Annotated in this window: 20 protein-coding genes; 7 read left to right on the top strand and 13 right to left on the bottom strand. The window is 66.1% G+C overall.

Translation table 11 applies throughout. The annotated features are described in order from the left end of the window. Positions 1-47: 47 nt before the first annotated feature. Together I603_RS04580 and I603_RS04585 are read right to left on the bottom strand one after the other, a co-directional pair. A complete protein-coding gene (locus I603_RS04580; RefSeq protein WP_068862663.1) occupies positions 48-515 on the bottom strand; it encodes an NUDIX hydrolase in 468 nt (155 codons plus the stop codon). Continuing rightward, positions 512-784, bottom strand: coding sequence for a BolA family protein (locus I603_RS04585; RefSeq protein WP_068862664.1), 273 nt, complete (start codon positions 782-784; stop codon positions 512-514). Before I603_RS04585 ends, I603_RS04580 begins: the two co-directional genes overlap by 4 nt. A gap of 86 nt (positions 785-870) precedes the next feature. Between I603_RS04585 and I603_RS04590 the strand changes: the two genes are divergently transcribed. Beyond that, positions 871-1,488, top strand: coding sequence for a DUF6445 family protein (locus I603_RS04590; RefSeq protein WP_068863272.1), 618 nt, complete (start codon positions 871-873; stop codon positions 1,486-1,488). A 102-nt stretch (positions 1,489-1,590) separates the two neighbouring features. Continuing rightward, positions 1,591-2,184, top strand: a complete 594-nt coding sequence (locus tag I603_RS04595) for a DnaJ domain-containing protein (RefSeq protein ID WP_068862665.1) — start codon at positions 1,591-1,593, stop codon at positions 2,182-2,184. On the opposite strand, the gene I603_RS04600 is transcribed toward I603_RS04595, so the two are convergent. Continuing rightward, entirely contained in the window at positions 2,181-2,807 is a 627-nt protein-coding gene (locus tag I603_RS04600; protein ID WP_068862666.1) for a glutathione S-transferase family protein, read from the bottom strand. The two genes, I603_RS04595 and I603_RS04600, sit on opposite strands and share 4 nt — an antisense overlap. A gap of 11 nt (positions 2,808-2,818) precedes the next feature. Continuing rightward, on the bottom strand, positions 2,819-3,670 hold the full coding sequence (locus tag I603_RS04605; protein ID WP_068862667.1) for an oxygenase MpaB family protein: 852 nt from the start codon (positions 3,668-3,670) through the stop codon (positions 2,819-2,821). 117 nt (positions 3,671-3,787) lie between these two features. Between I603_RS04605 and cobS the strand changes: the two genes are divergently transcribed. Together cobS and I603_RS04615 are read left to right on the top strand one after the other, a co-directional pair. After that, positions 3,788-4,777, top strand: a complete 990-nt coding sequence (cobS, locus tag I603_RS04610) for a cobaltochelatase subunit CobS (protein ID WP_068862668.1) — start codon at positions 3,788-3,790, stop codon at positions 4,775-4,777. 150 nt (positions 4,778-4,927) lie between these two features. Then, positions 4,928-7,018 carry a transglycosylase domain-containing protein gene (locus I603_RS04615; RefSeq protein ID WP_068863274.1) on the top strand — a complete coding sequence of 697 codons (2,091 nt, stop codon included), beginning with the start codon at positions 4,928-4,930 and terminating at the stop codon, positions 7,016-7,018. Here the strand turns inward: I603_RS04615 and I603_RS04620 are convergent. Next, a complete protein-coding gene (locus I603_RS04620; protein ID WP_068862669.1) occupies positions 7,015-7,407 on the bottom strand; it encodes a PaaI family thioesterase in 393 nt (130 codons plus the stop codon). The genes I603_RS04615 and I603_RS04620 overlap by 4 nt on opposite strands. Beyond that, on the bottom strand, positions 7,400-7,882 hold the full coding sequence (locus I603_RS04625; RefSeq protein WP_068863276.1) for a PaaI family thioesterase: 483 nt from the start codon (positions 7,880-7,882) through the stop codon (positions 7,400-7,402). Before I603_RS04625 ends, I603_RS04620 begins: the two co-directional genes overlap by 8 nt. Before the next feature lie 132 nt (positions 7,883-8,014). Here I603_RS04625 and I603_RS14445 point away from each other — a divergent pair, with 132 nt between their 5' ends. Genes I603_RS14445 through I603_RS04635 form a run of 3 tightly spaced genes read left to right on the top strand, consistent with a single transcriptional unit; the run spans position 8,015 to position 10,035 of the window. Then, positions 8,015-8,176, top strand: coding sequence for a hypothetical protein (locus I603_RS14445; protein ID WP_157090853.1), 162 nt, complete (start codon positions 8,015-8,017; stop codon positions 8,174-8,176). A 21-nt stretch (positions 8,177-8,197) separates the two neighbouring features. Further along, positions 8,198-9,133, top strand: coding sequence for a hypothetical protein (locus I603_RS04630; RefSeq protein WP_068862670.1), 936 nt, complete (start codon positions 8,198-8,200; stop codon positions 9,131-9,133). Then, positions 9,133-10,035, top strand: a complete 903-nt coding sequence (locus tag I603_RS04635) for a hypothetical protein (RefSeq protein ID WP_068862671.1) — start codon at positions 9,133-9,135, stop codon at positions 10,033-10,035. The genes I603_RS04630 and I603_RS04635 overlap by 1 nt, the downstream gene beginning before the upstream one ends. On the opposite strand, the gene ruvX is transcribed toward I603_RS04635, so the two are convergent. From ruvX to pyrE, 7 genes are read right to left on the bottom strand one after another with little or no spacing between them, the layout of a single operon-like run. Then, positions 10,032-10,520, bottom strand: a complete 489-nt coding sequence (gene ruvX, locus I603_RS04640) for a Holliday junction resolvase RuvX (protein WP_068862672.1) — start codon at positions 10,518-10,520, stop codon at positions 10,032-10,034. The genes I603_RS04635 and ruvX overlap by 4 nt on opposite strands. After that, complete coding sequence (locus tag I603_RS04645) at positions 10,499-11,650, bottom strand: DUF3089 domain-containing protein (protein ID WP_068862673.1); 1,152 nt, start codon at positions 11,648-11,650, stop codon at positions 10,499-10,501. The genes ruvX and I603_RS04645 overlap by 22 nt, the downstream gene beginning before the upstream one ends. 19 nt (positions 11,651-11,669) lie before the next feature. Then, positions 11,670-12,569, bottom strand: a complete 900-nt coding sequence (lepB, locus tag I603_RS04650; protein ID WP_068862674.1) for a signal peptidase I — start codon at positions 12,567-12,569, stop codon at positions 11,670-11,672. Positions 12,570-12,582: 13 nt separating this feature from the next. Continuing rightward, positions 12,583-12,990 (bottom strand): holo-ACP synthase, encoded by a 408-nt coding sequence (acpS, locus tag I603_RS04655; RefSeq protein WP_068862675.1) that lies wholly within the window; start codon positions 12,988-12,990, stop codon positions 12,583-12,585. Beyond that, a complete protein-coding gene (locus tag I603_RS04660; RefSeq protein ID WP_068862676.1) occupies positions 12,987-13,271 on the bottom strand; it encodes a pyridoxal phosphate biosynthetic protein in 285 nt (94 codons plus the stop codon). The genes acpS and I603_RS04660 overlap by 4 nt, the downstream gene beginning before the upstream one ends. Then, positions 13,268-14,023 (bottom strand): pyridoxine 5'-phosphate synthase, encoded by a 756-nt coding sequence (locus I603_RS04665; protein ID WP_068862677.1) that lies wholly within the window; start codon positions 14,021-14,023, stop codon positions 13,268-13,270. The genes I603_RS04660 and I603_RS04665 overlap by 4 nt, the downstream gene beginning before the upstream one ends. Continuing rightward, on the bottom strand, positions 14,020-14,601 hold the full coding sequence (pyrE, locus tag I603_RS04670; RefSeq protein WP_068862678.1) for an orotate phosphoribosyltransferase: 582 nt from the start codon (positions 14,599-14,601) through the stop codon (positions 14,020-14,022). The genes I603_RS04665 and pyrE overlap by 4 nt, the downstream gene beginning before the upstream one ends. Positions 14,602-14,654 lie beyond the last annotated feature (53 nt).

Raw genomic sequence — 14,654 nt, forward strand, 5'->3', positions numbered from 1 at the left:
CTCTCCCGTTTCGCAGAAGGACTAGCGAGCGGGCAGGGCAAGGGCAATCAGGTTGCTGTTTGCGACTGGATCATGTCGGCAAGGGTCACGGGGAACACCGCCTCGTGCCAGCTTTCCAGTTCCTCCAGCGTGAACCAGCGGTGCTGCGTCATCAGTTCCTGTTCCAGCGCGGTGTGGCGGCTGGTGTCGACCCGCGCCTCGGCTACCCGGACAAGGTAATAGCGTTCGTCGGCCTGCACCGGCTCGCCTTCGACCGTTACGAATTCGGGCGTGGTGCGCGCGATCTGGGGGCCGGGATCGGCGATGATGCCGGTTTCCTCCAGCAATTCGCGCCGCGCCGCCTCCTCGAAGCTTTCCTCCGGCTCGCACTCGCCGCCGGTGGTCACCCAGAACGGCGGGCGACCGGGCACATCATAGCGGAACATCAGCGCGCGGCCTTCGGGATCGAGCACGATGATCCGCGCCGCGCGGCGCAGGCGCAATGCTGGATTGAGGGGCGCGGTGTTCAGCCTCATGCCTCGGGAACGCTGGCCTTGATCGCCACCGCATGCACCCGCTGGCCGACGATATCGCCCAGCGCCGCGATCACCGCGCGCTGGCGGGCAAGGCGGTTCATGCTGGCAAAGGCAGCAGCCTCGATCTCGACGGTGAAGTGCGATTCGCCCGATCCGTCGTCGCCCATGTGGCCGCGATGCTTCGCGCTGTCATTGATGATCGCGAGGCGCGCGGGCGCAAACGCCTCGGTCAACAGGGCGTGCATTTCCTCGGCAACGGTTCCGGTCATTGTGAAAGCCTTTCCATCATGCCTGCGATGTGGGGCGGGCCTATCGGTTTGCAATGGCCCTGCCTCGCAGCTATTCGGACCCGACTATGCCCACATCCTATATTGTCGTCGACGATTTCCTCGAAAATCCCGAAGGGATCCGGCGAATGGCGCTGGGCCTCGATTATCCCGAGCAGACCGGCAATTATCCGGGCCGCAACAGCGTGCAGCGGCTCGATCTTCCGGGACTGTCGGACTATGTCTCGCACCTTACCGGAGAGCCGTTGAAACCGGTCGAGCCATTGCAGTCGCATGGCAAATGCCGCCTGACGCTTGCCAGTGACCCGCGCAACGCCCGCGTCCATGTCGATGATTCGCAGTGGTCAGGGATCCTCTATCTTTCGCGTCCGCAGGATTGCCGTGGCGGCACGCGGTTCTTCCGGCACAAGGCGACCGGCACCGATCGCGCTCCCATCAATGACGCCGAAGCCCAGGCGATGGGCTATGCGACCGTGGCCAAGGCCTGCAACACCATTCTCGAGCGTGACAGCCTGCGCCCGTCGGCATGGGAAAAGACCTTCGAGATACCGATGCGGTTCAACCGGCTGGTCTTGTTGCGGCCTTGGTTCTGGCACACGGCCTGCCCGGGGTTCGGCAACTCGGTCGAGAACGGACGCCTGATCCAGGTGATGTTCTTCACGCTCGATCCCTCGCGTATGCGCTGACCGTCAGATTGCACGAGCCTCAACCGCTGGTGAGCCATTTGCGCCATCTCCTGCGTGCGCGCGGTCTTGGAATCCCCCGGTTGCCCTGCCACCATCAAGCCCATGCCTTCAGCACGTTTTCACGGACGACATGAACCAGGCGGGCGCCAATGCGAAGCGCCCGGCTGCCGCGAGGCGGGTGAATTCCGCGCGCCGGGACGCCGTCCGCACGGGTTTGACGGGCCGGGCGAATGGCGCTGGTTCTGCCTTGATCATGTGCGCGAATTCAACGCGGGCTATGACTGGTTCGAAGGCATGAGCGCCGAAGAGATCATCCGCGCCCAGTCACCGATTGCCGGCTGGCAGACCGAAAGCCGCGCCTTCCGGCCCGAAACCCACGTCGACGGGATGCCGCGCTGGGCCGATTATGCCGATCCGCTCGATGCCATATCCGCCCGCGCGGCCGGCATTCGCAGCCGTGCCGAACGCGAGGCGAAGATGGCGATGTCAGGGCGTTTCTCGCGCGAGGAGGCGCAGGCGCTTGAGACAATGGGCCTCGGCTCGGATACTGACCGCACCCGCCTCAGGCGGCGCTATTCGGAACTGGTGCGGCGCTACCACCCAGACCGCAACGGCGGCGACCGCAAGCACGAGGCGCGGCTGAATCAGGTGGTCGAGGCCTATCAGCTGCTCAGGAAAAGCCGCGCCTTCGCCTAGCCTTGCGCGCCCTTGATGATTGCCGCGTCGATTGCATTGGCGGCCGCATAGGCCGGGCGCTGGGTGATGCGTTCGACATAGGCCTTGAAAGCGGGGCGCTCGGGGATCGAGCCGAAGCGCAGACCCCAGACGAACTGGCTGCCGACATAGGTATCGGCCATGGTGAAGCGGCTGCCCGCCGCAAAATCATGCGCCGATAGCCAGCCGTCCAGCGCATCGAGCGTGCGTTCGAGTGTGCCGAAGCCCGCCGTGCTGTCCTTCCCCTCGGCCAGCTCCCAGCCCATCATCCGCGCCATGATCGCCTGTTCCAGCGGCCCTGCGGCAAAGAACAGCCAGCGGAAATAGGCGGCGCGCTCGTGGGCATCAGGCAGCAGTCCTGCCTCGGGGTGGGTTTCGGCCAGATAGTGGTTTATCGCCGCGCATTCGGTAATGACATGGTCATGGTCGCCGTGATGGTGGACGAGCGCAGGCACCTTGTTCATCGGGTTGATCGCCCGGAAGCTTTCGGGCCGCGTGTCCCACTCCATCATCACGTGCTCGTAGTCCGCACCCGCCTCGTGCAAGGCCCAGCGCGAAATCTGCCCGCGGCTCATGGCGACGGTGTAGAAGGTGAATTCGGCCATTTCTCTCTCCCTCAGGGGCGTGCTGCCGGTTGGCGGAACGCCCAGCGCAAGGTGCGCCCCATGCCCCATGTGGCCGCGCGCGCCGGCAGCGCGGTCAGCACCGGGCGTTGCAGCCGCAGCATGGTGCGCGCCCAATCGGGCAGCATCGTGACGGCATCGGCGGTAATCATCGTCTGGACGGAACGCGGGGTGCCTTGCGGGCGCTGGCTCAGCACCAGCTGGGCGACCTCGCGCGCTTCAGGCGAAGTGACAAGATCGCGGCGCAACTCGCGGAAAATGCGTTCAGCCTCGGCGCGGGTCTCGGGCACGGGATCGGCGCCCAATGCGCGGGCGATGACAGCGAACTGGCGGTAATACTCGTCCTGCTCCGCTCCCGGCATGCCGGGCCGCACATGGCGCAGATAGCCTGCAAGAAAGCTCTGCGCCTCGGTTACATGCACCCAGGCGAGGGTGCGCGGATTGGTGGCATTATAGGGCGTGCCGTCGGGCAGGGTGCCGCCGACACGTGCGTGGATGCGGTTGACCCGATCGATCGCCTTCATTGCCTCGTCGCGGTGGCCGAAGGTCGTCACGGCGATAAATCGCGCGGTGCGCCGCAGCCGCCCGTGCATGTCCTCGCGGAAATTGGAATGGTCGAGCACGCCTTGCAGCGCATGGGGGTGAAGCATCTGGAGCAGCAAGGCGCGCACGCCGCCTGTCATCATCCCGACGATATCGGCGTGCACCAGCCGGATCGGCGTATCGCGTACAAACAGCGCATCGTCGGATGGGGGAGTGGGCTGCTGGCCCCTCGAGGCGTCATGAAACACGCCGCGGACCTGTCCGACCAGCTTCAAGCGCAGCGATTCGACGGGGTCGGCCATGGTGTCCGATATAGGCCCGTATGGCCCTTCAGGGAAACGAACTCGCCAAAATTGCCAGCCTTTGCGGCCAAACCACCGCTTGCAGGGCGCGCCCATGCGTTCTAACCGGACCCGGCAATGACTTCATCCTCCCGCAACAATGTCGCCGGCGACAACGCCATGCCCACCCAGCCCGATACCACCGTGGATGTCCGCGAGGTGTTCGGCATCGATGTCGACTGGCAGGTGCCCGCCTTCACCCAGAAGGACGAGCACGTGCCCGAGACGGACGAGGCCTATGTCTTCGATCCGGACACCACGCTGGCGATCCTCGCAGGCTTTGCGCATAACCGCCGCGTGATGGTGCAGGGCTATCACGGCACCGGCAAATCGACCCATATCGAACAGGTCGCAGCGCGGCTGAACTGGCCGAGCATCCGGGTGAACCTCGATGCGCATATCAGCCGCATCGATCTGGTCGGGCGCGATGCGATCGTGCTGAAGGACGGGCTTCAGGTGACGGAATTCAAGGAAGGCATTCTTCCGTGGGCCTTGCAGCATCCGGTGGCGCTGACCTTCGACGAATATGACGCAGGGCGCCCGGACGTGATGTTCGTGATCCAGCGCATTCTCGAATTCGATGGCCGCCTGACCCTGCTTGACCAGAACCGCGTGATCACGCCCAACCCGTGGTTCCGGCTGTTCGCCACCACCAACACCGTGGGCCTTGGCGACACATCCGGCCTCTATCACGGCACGCAGGCGATCAATCAGGCGCAGATGGACCGCTGGAACATCGTCGTGGCGCTCAATTACCTGCAGCCCGAGGTCGAGGCGCAGATCGTCAAGTCCAAGACGCCGCAGGCCGATGACAAGCTGATCGCCGACATGGTCAAGGTCGCCGAACTGACCCGTCAGGGCTTCATCAACGGCGACATTTCCACGGTGATGAGTCCGCGCACGGTCATCACCTGGGCGCAGAACGCTGCGATCTTCGGCTCGGTCGGTTTCGCCTTCCGCCTCAGCTTCCTCAACAAGTGCGACGAGGCGGAGCGTACGCTGGTGGCGGAATACTATCAGCGCGTGTTCGGCGAGGACCTGCCGGAAGGCGCGGCAAAGAAGCGTTGAACCCAAGCCGCTTGCGCGCAGGTGTTCTAGGCTGGTAACACAGCCTTCGACATGGCGTTTTTCGACCGATTCTGGAAAGGCTCCCGCGGCAGCGCCGGCAACGGCGGACGGAGTGATTTGCCCGCGGGCTTCTACCCGCTCTACGAATCGATGCGTCCCATCGACGAGGACGAGGACGATCTCCCTCCGCGCCCTCGTCCTTCCGCCACGCCCGATTTCGAGGCGTGGGATGCCAAGCTTGCCGGGCTCGACGAGGCGCTCGAAGTCGAGGAGAAGCGCCGCCTCAGGTGGTGGCAGCGCGATTACTGGCGCGCGCGCTCGAAGCTGTGGTGGACGGGGCGCGGCATCATGGCCGCCTCCGCGCTGTTCGCATTGCTGATCGGCTGGCTTGCCGTCACCGCGCCGCTATCGAAGAGCCTCGAACCCATCGCCCCGCCGCAGGTCACGCTGCTTGCCCGCGACGGCACCCCGATTGCGCGGCAGGGAGCGATCGTCGAGGCGCCGGTCAGGCTCGCCGACCTGCCGCCGCATGTCCCCCAGGCCTTCATCGCGATCGAGGACCGGCGCTTCTATAGCCACTGGGGCATCGACCCGCGCGGCATCGCGCGCGCGGCGTGGACGGGCTATGGCGGCGGTTCGACCATCACCCAGCAGCTTGCCAAGTTTACCTTCCTCACGCCCGAGCAATCGCTCAGCCGCAAGGCGCGCGAGGCGTTGATCGCCTTCTGGCTCGAAGGCTGGCTGACCAAGGACGAGATCCTCGAGCGCTACCTCTCCAACGCCTATTTCGGCGACAACCAGTATGGCCTTCGCGCCGCGTCGCTGCACTATTTCTACCGCCAGCCGGAAAACCTGAAGCCCGAACAGGCGGCGATGCTGGCGGGGTTGCTGCAGGCGCCCTCGCGCTATGCGCCGACCCGGCATTACGACCGGGCGAAGAGGCGCATGGACCTCGTGATCGGGGCGATGGTGCAGGAGGGCTACCTGACCGAGGCCCAGGCCCGCGCGCTACCCGATCCGCGGCTCGATGTGCGCAGGCGCGACGACAATGTGCCGACCGGCACCTATTTCGCCGACTGGGCGCTGCCGCTGGCGCGCGAGGGGATCGAGGCGAGCTATTCGAAGCAGGTGATCTCCACCACGCTCGATTCGCGGCTTCAGGCGCTCGCCAGCCGGGTGGTGGCGCGCGCGCCTCTGAACGGAGCACAGGTCGCGCTGGTCGCCATGCGCCCCAATGGCGAGGTGGTGGCGATGGTGGGAGGGCGCGACTATGCCAAATCCCCTTTCAACCGCGTGACCCAGGCCCGCCGCCAGCCGGGTTCGACCTTCAAGACCTTCGTCTATCTCGCGGCGCTGGAGGCCGGGTGGGAGCCGGACGACACCATCCCCAACACCCCCATCACGCAAGGCAGCTATCGCCCCAAGAACGCGCGCGAACGCTATTCCGAGCAGATCACGCTGGAGGATGCCTTCGCGAGTTCGAGCAATGTCGCCGCCGTGCGCCTCTTTCAGGCGGTCGGCAGCCAAAAGGTAATCTCCACGGCGCGGCAGCTGGGCATCACTGCTGCCATGCCGGAAGGCGATCCCAGCCTCGCGCTCGGCACCTCGGCCATGACACTTATGGAGCTGACCGCCGCCTATGCCGGGATCGCTGCCAATGATTATCCCGTCGAGCCGCACCCCTTCGCGCGCGGCGAGCGCGGCTGGTGGGAATGGCTCACCAGCCGGCAGGAGAGTTTTGCGCGCTCCACCCACGAGGATATCGAGACGATGCTGCGCGCCGCGATCAATCGCGGGACCGGACGCAATGCCGTGCTGCCCGTCGCAAATTTCGGGAAGACCGGCACCACGCAGGATTACCGCGACGCGCTGTTCGTGGGCTATGCGGGCGATCTGGTGGTGGGCGTATGGGTCGGCAATGACGACAATACCCCGATGAAGGGCATCACCGGCGGCAGCACGCCTGCGCGGATCTGGCGCGACTTCATGCGCGGCGCATTGAAGCTCGAAGCTGCCCCGCAGCCCAAGACCACCGCCTCGCCCGATCCGGAAGGCCCGGTCCAGCCGCTCGATATCGAGGAAGGGGCCGAGATTCCGGTCGGCGAGAACGGCGCCACCCTGCGCATCGACGGCAACGGGGTAACCCTGTCGCAGGAGGGCGTTCCGGTGGAGCTCAGGCTGGGCGAGGAAGGGCTGGTGGTCCAGCCTGCGCCCTCTCCGGGCGCGTCGCCGCCACCCTAAACCATCAGGATGTTCATTACCGCGGTCGCAATCGGGCGGGCACGGTCATCCTGCCACGCCTCGACCGCGACATTGGCATTGCGCCGGCCAAGGCGGGTTATGCGCCCGATGGCAAAGCTCGGGCGCGATTTGCCTGCGGCGAGATATTGCACGGTGATATTGATCGGCTTCAATTGCGGATCGCGGCCCGATGCCTTCAGCGCCGCATGGAGCGCGGCGTAGCCCGCCGTCTCCAGCAGGCCGGCAGTGGCGCCGCCGTGGAAATGCTGCGGGCGGCCTTCCACCGTCGGGCCGAATTCGACTGTCAGCAGCGGCATTCCAGCCTCCTCGCCGCAGACCGTGATCCCCAGCGAGCGGGCATAGGCGGGCAGTTCGAGCATCTCAGCCATCCGCACTGTCACCTTGCAATGCAGGATTGTCCTTCCGCGGATCGGCACCGATGGTCATGAACACCCCTGCGACATGGGCGACCGGATCCTGCGGATCGCCATCATGCGCGATGCCCCGCACAAACGCGGCCGAGCGCGTGCGGCGATAGCATTCGACCCTTCCGCGCACGCTTGCCCGTTCGCGCGCCGGGCGCTGGTAATCGACCCTCAGATCGAGCGTGGCGACCGGATTGAAGGTTCCGCCGGCCTGCCAGATTGCCATGCCGCTCGCCATGTCCATCAGGCTGATGATCGGGCCTGAGGCAAGCACACCGCTCTTGCTGTCCCCCACCAGATCCTCGCGCCAGGGCAGTTCAAGTTCGACCCAGTTGTCGCCCTGCTCGGTGAATCGGAGGCCCAGCCATCCGGTGTGGCCGTGACGGAAGAACCATTTCGATGCTTCGCGGGCATCGAACCGGGCAGAGGGCGTGTTCATGGTGCGCTGCATAGGAGCGCCGGGACGCCGGTTACAATCATTTAATTTCGCGGGAAGGGCCCCGTCGGTCAGCCTGCCGGGCAGCGGTTCGGCAAGGGGGCCGGTACCGCTTGATCATCAAAGGAGAACATCATGGAATTTCCCAGGATCGATTTCGACCAGATCCCCGCGCTTGAAGGTGCCCAGGCGTTGTTCGGCTCGGCGCTGCAGGCGACCAGCGCCGCGCTCGATGACCGGATCGTGGATCTGATGGTCTACATCTACGAGGTCATGCCGCCCGAAACGGTGCTTTGAGGCGGCCGGGGCGACAAGACGATGCACGTCCATCCGGACATCGCGGGGCTGCGGCGCAAGGGCGCGTCGCAGCCCAGCCTTGATGCGGCGCTGGCGCGGTGGCGGGCCTTGCCCGCAACGGCTGAACTGCTCGAGGCGCTGGCAGCTTATGGTGCCGGGGCCGCGCTCGAAAGCCGGCCTGTGCTGGCGCGTCTGTTGCAGGAATGCGGCGCTGCCGCTTGTCTGGCAGCCGGTTTCATCGATGGCCTCGCCGAAGCGCTGCGCGCCGAGCCGCTGGCACAATTGCCGCTTGGCCATGCGACGACACCGGGCCTGGCGCGCATCGTGATCGCGCAAAGCGGCCGCGCGGCGCTGCGCCTGGCGGCATTTGCGCCGCGCGACGCCGCGCCCGCCGAAGCCGTGCTGTTCGAGGATGGCGAGGCGCATGAGATCGTGCTTGCCGGAACCGGGCAGGCCGCGCTCTACCGGCTCGCCGCTGGCCTACTGACCGGGGAATCGCTCGTCTGTGGCCCCGGGACGCGAATGGCCCGGCAGGGCGCGCACGAGGCCCGCCAGATCGTCGCGGTATCCCGGCCGCTGCTGGTGCTTCAACTTACCCGCACCCCGGTAAGGCCGGTCTCCTCGCGCGAATATGCGCTGCCGGACGGTGCGCTCGTCAAGACGATCAGCGGCTCGAAGCACGAAAGCCAGCAGATGATGGCGCTAGGCGTGCTCGGCGCGCTGCGCCACGCGCCCGCGCTTGCCGAAATGGAGCGGCTGGCGCTTGATCGTCGCGCCCATCGCGACCTGCGCTGGGAGGCGCTGCGCCAGCTGCTCGGGCTCGACGCGCGCGCCGGAATGGCGGTGCTGGCACAGCTGGCGGGCGAGCCGCGGGACGAGCTTTGCCCGCCTGCCGCAAGCCTCAGGCGCGATCTGCTCGCCGCCCATCCGCAACTTGCCTTGTCGGAGCCTGCCTGATGCCGCTCGTGATCGACAATCCCTCGCCCGAAACCTGCAGCCTGCCCCAAGCTATCGAGGCGCTGGCCGAACAGGGCTTTGATCCCGACGATCCCGCCAGCCTCGCGGCGGCCGCATGCTGGCTGCGGCGGTTGGCGAATAATCGCGAATTTCTCGGTGATCTGCTGGTCGAGCGGCTGGCGGGCAATGGCGGGGAGGACATTGCCTCGGCATATGGTCCGCAGGCGATCATCCTCAGCCGCCCGCGCGCTGGGCGAGCCAACAGCGCCTTCCTGCGCGCCGCGATCTGGCCTTCGCCGCGCGACCACGTGTTTCGCACCAGCGGCGCGGCGAGCTTTGTCTATGGCGCGCCGCATGATCACAATTTCGACTTTCTGACAGTGGGTTACTGCGGCCCGGGCTATGCCAGCGACTACTACGAATATGACTATGCGGCGGTCGCGGGCTATCCGGGCGAGGATGCGTCCTTGCGCTTTGTCGGCCGCTCGGTGCTCTCGCCCGGCAAGCTGATGCTTTATCGCCGTCATCTCGACGTGCACAACCAGCTGCCGCCGACAAGTCTGTCGGTCTCGCTCAACGTGATGCGGGTCGATCCGGCGCAGGGGTGGTTCGACCAGTACGGGTTCGACCTCGAACGCGGCACGGTGGCGCGCTGGCTCAACCCGCTGGCGGGCGAGGCCTTTCTGCGCGTCGCCGTGGCGAGCGGGGCGGCGAGCGCGAGGGACTATGCCGAATGGGTCGGTGCGCGCCATCCTAGCGAGCGGATGCGGTTGGCGAGTTTCGAGGCACGGGCCGACATGCTCGACGATCCGGCCGAAGCGGACGCGCTGTGGCGGGCAGCGGAGCTGTCGGGCAGCCGGATGGTCGCAGGCGCGGCGCGGGCGCGGCGCGCCGTGCTCTAGAACACGCCTCCTGCAAGCCGGTCGATCGCGCCTTGCAGGATGACTGCGGCGGCGTGGGCATCGATCGCGGCGGCGCGCTTGGCACGGCTCATGTCCTGACCGATCATCGCCGCTTCGGCGGCCTGGGTCGACCAGCGTTCGTCCCACAGCAGGATCGGCAGGGCAAAGGCTTCGGCCAGATTGCGGGCATAGGCGCGCGACGCCTGCGCACGCGGGCCTTCGGACCCGTCCATGTTGCGCGGCAGGCCGAGCACCATGCCTTTCGCGCTGCGTGTCCTGATCAGCGCGGCCAGCGTCTCGCGGTCGCGCCCCCACTTGCCGCGCTGGATCGTGGCGTTGTTGGTGGCAAAGCGCCAGCCCGCATCGCAAGTCGCGGTGCCGATGGTCTTGGTCCCGAGATCGAGTCCCAGCAAAACGCCGCCTTCGGGCAGCGCCGCGGCAAAAGCGCGCGCGTCCTCGAAAATCAGTCCTGCTGGCTCGTCCATATCTCGACCCGGCGGATCACGTCGGCCTTGGTGTTCGCCCAGAACAGCGGCAGGTCGTAGACGTGGTAGTTATTGCCCGGAAGCACATAGCTTCCCATCTCCGGCGGAGGGCCGATCAGCAGCAATCCGCGCTTGTCGCAACGTGCGGGAACGAGATCGGGGACAAGCTCGCCCTTTTCCATCGTATCCTCTGGCACCAGCGTGCCGAGATTGGCGCTTGCCGGTGCCTCTCCGCCAAAGCGGCCGGTCAGCGGATTGGTGCACAGCATCGCGCTGGTTCCCGGCGGATCGCCGTCGAGCGCGGGGGTCGTCGCGTAATAGTTCAGGACGCTTGCCGGGTCGGCCGGCTCGGCAAAGCTCGACCACGACAGCACGCAGCCTGCCTGATCGGGTGCGGCGCAGGCGGGAAAGCCGATGGCCGGCAGATCATGCTCGAGCGAGACCGGCCAGCCGATGATATAGGCTGCGGCGATCCGCTTTGCCGTCGGCGTGGCGCGTATGTCCTCGGCCAGTAGCCGTTTCAGGTGCAGCGAGCCTTGCGAATGGCCCGCCAGCACGATCGGGGTTCCGGGATCGATGCTGGAGAGGAAATAGCGGAATGCCTCGCGCACGTCGGCATAGGCCGCATCGATCGCCTGCTTGCCTTCCTCGGCATCAGTCAGGAACGCACCCATGGTTGCCTGCCTGTAGCGCGGCGCCCAGATTTCGCTGGCAGCGTTAAAGGGGCTGGCCATGCCGCGCAGATAGACCCGCGCGATGCGTTCGGCTTCCGGATCGCCGCCGTTTTCCAGCGGGGCGTTCCAACTGGCGCGGTTGAGGTAGCTGGTGGGGTGGACGAAAAACACGGCAAAGCGCGGCGCGGGCGGGTCTGCCGGGGTGGGCAGCAGCCCGCGATCACTGGCATAGGCGGGCTGCCAGCGCGCCGGGTCCTTCACCCCGATGCCGGGGCGCGAATACCATAGGCCGGGGTCCTCATAGGCGTTGGCCTCGAGCGGTTTGACCGGCTTGAATTCGCCCGAGGGTACCAGCGCGATCTGGGCCAGTTCGTCCTGGAACAGCTCGTAGGCGATCCGCCCGGCGATCACGATCGTGATGCAGAAAGCAACCAGATAGAGGAACTTGCGGGCCATCCCTTGCACTGCCTCGCGGCTATTTCGCCGCCGTGCCCTCGGCCAGCGGCGGGCGCAGCGTCGTCCATGCGCGCTCCGGCCTGAAGCTGGTGAACCAGGTTGCGGGGTTCCAGGTGGTCGAACCGTCGAGGCTGAAGGTGATGAACTCCGCCCGCCCGCCGATATTGGCGAGCGGCACCGCGCCGCCAAGGCCGCTCTCGATCGCCTCGGCGCGGCTGTCGGCGCTCTCGTCGCGGTTGTCGCCCATCACGAAGACGGCGTTTTCGGGCAGGGTGTAGGGGCCGTAATTGTCGAGCCGCTGGTCGCGGTAGTCGATGGTGAGGTAGGTCGCGCCATTGGGCAGGGTCTCACGCCAGGTCGGCGGCTCGAAATAGTCGCGTCCGTCCGCGCCCTTGACCCGATACTGCTCGAAGGCAGCGAGGCACGGCATCCCGCGACAGATCAGGTCTGGCTCGAACGGCAGGCGTACCGGCGGCACCACCTCGCGCTTGATCGGTGTGCCGTTAAGGATGATCTGTCCGCCCCGCACTTCGATCGTGTCGCCGGGAAGGGCGACGACGCGCTTGATGTAATCCTCGTTGCGGGTCGGGTGGACGGGGATGACAATATCGCCATATTCGGGGGTCGAGCCCATCACCCGCCAGTCGCCGCGGGGCAGCAGGTGAAAGCTCGCCGAGGCCCATGACCAGCCATAGGGGTACTTGCTCACCACCAGCCGGTCACCCACCCACAGGCCCGGCATCATCGAGGTCGAAGGGATGTAGAAGGGCTTGGCCACCAGACTGTGGAACGCCAGCACCGCCAGCAGCATCAGCGCAAGGCCGCGGATTTCCGCGAGCCAATCGACCTTGTGCGGCTTTTCGGGGGCGCTGGTGTCGGTCACTTCAGGGCTTTCTGACGGGCTTTCGGTGGTTGCCATGGGTTCGGGGCGCTCAGGTGGGGAGGGGGATGGCTTCGATGATCACGAAGGCCTGCGCCCATGGATGATCGTCGGTGAGGGTGAGATGAATGCGCGCCTCATGGCCTTTCGGCGTGATTTCTTCAAGCCGCAAAGCCGCGCCGCCGGTCAGCGCCAGCGTCGGCGCGCCCGAGGATCCGTTGACCACGCCGATGTCTTTCATGAACACGCCGCGCCTGAACCCGGTGCCGACCGCCTTGGAAAAGGCCTCCTTGGCGGCGAAGCGTTTCGCATAGGTGCCGGCAATCGTGTAGGGGCGGCGGCGGGCCTTTGCGATCTCGACATCGGTGAACACGCGGTGCTCGAACCGCTCGCCATAGCGGGCAAGCGAATTGCCGATCCGCTCGATATTGCAGAGGTCGGAGCCCAGGCCGATGATCATTTGAACGCTCTTATCATCACCGCCACCAGCAGGCCGACGGCAACCACGTGGAGCATCACCTGCGCCTTGAAAAGCGGGTGGGCGAAATCGCCTTTCGCGACCTTCAATGCGCCGACGAAGCCGAAGATCTGCAAGGCGACCCAGCCGACCGCGAAGACCCGCATCACCCCGGTATTGAGCGCAAAGCCTAGAAAGCCGATCGCCAGCAGGAACAGTGCAGCCGCCCCGAAGGCCCAGCGCTTCTGCTCGCGCGCAAGTGGCGGAAGGTCGGGCTGGCTCAACGCACTTCGTCCATCAGCTCCCGCATCCGGCGGATCGCGGGTTCAAGGCCGACAAACACCGCCTCGCCGATCAGATAGTGGCCGATGTTGAGTTCCGCGATCTGGGGAATGGCGACGATGGGTTGGACATTGTCGAAGGTAAGGCCGTGGCCGGCATGGGCCTCGATCCCGTTCTTGGCGGCAAGCGCGGCCATGTCCGAGATGCGCTTGAGCTCGCGCTCCACGCGCTCGCGGTCGCCGTCAAGGAAGGCATGGGCATATTCGCCGGTATGGAATTCCACCACCGGCGCGCCGAGGCGCAGCGCAGCGTCGAGCTGGCGCTCGTCGGCTTCGATGAACAACGAGACGCGGATGCCTGCCCCGCGCAACTCGTCGACGATCGGCACCAGCGTATTGTGCAGCCCGGCTGCATCCAGCCCGCCCTCGGTGGTTCGTTCCTCGCGCTTTTCGGGGACGATGCAGGCGGCGTGGGGCTTGTGGCGCAAGGCGATGGCGAGCATTTCGCGGGTCGCGGCCATTTCGAGGTTCAGCGGCAGGTCGGTCGCCTGCTGGATGCGTGCCAGATCCTCGTCGCGGATATGGCGGCGGTCTTCGCGCAGGTGCGCGGTGATGCCGTCGCCGCCGACCTTGGCGACGATCTGCGCCGCGCGCACCGGATCGGGATGATCCCCGCCGCGCGCGTTCCTGATGGTCGCGACGTGATCGATGTTGACGCCAAGGCGCAAGGGACGGGGGTGAAGGGTTTCGCTCATTCTTTCCGGCTTCCGGGCTTGGTCACAGCTACGCGGGCCAAGTCTTCCGGGATGGAATCGGGATCATAGGTGGGAAAATCAATGGCAAGCAGCGGGTAGAACGGCACACCGAGATCGACCGAACCGCAGGAACGATCGATAATTGCGCATTCGGCGATCACCTCGCCGCCTTCGCGCGCAACGGCAGCGATCGCCTCGCGGCTGGAAAGGCCGGTGGTTACCACATCCTCGACCATCAGCACCTTCGCGCCCCCATCCAGCGCAAAGCCGCGGCGCAGGTGGAATGTGCCCTCGGGCCGTTCGAGAAACAGCGCATCCTTGCCCAGCACCCGGCCGACTTCGTGGCCAATGATGATGCCGCCCATCGCAGGGGATACCACGACATCAACCTTTTCAAGCACTTCGCCGGGGATGCCGGCCACCACTGCTTCGGCAAGACGGGCAGCGCGCGCCGGGTTCATCAAGACCCGGGCGCATTGCAGGTAATGGCCGCTATGCTTGCCCGAAGACAATTTGAAATGTCCTTCGAGCAAGGCACCCGAATTGCGGAACTCGGCAAGGACTTCCTCTTGGGTCATGGACGAACTCCGGGAAAAAACGAAACGGGCGCGGCGACTTGCGCGGCAATCAT

The organism is Erythrobacter dokdonensis DSW-74, assembly GCF_001677335.1.
In the GTDB taxonomy this organism is placed as follows: Bacteria; Pseudomonadota; Alphaproteobacteria; order Sphingomonadales; family Sphingomonadaceae; genus Erythrobacter; species Erythrobacter dokdonensis.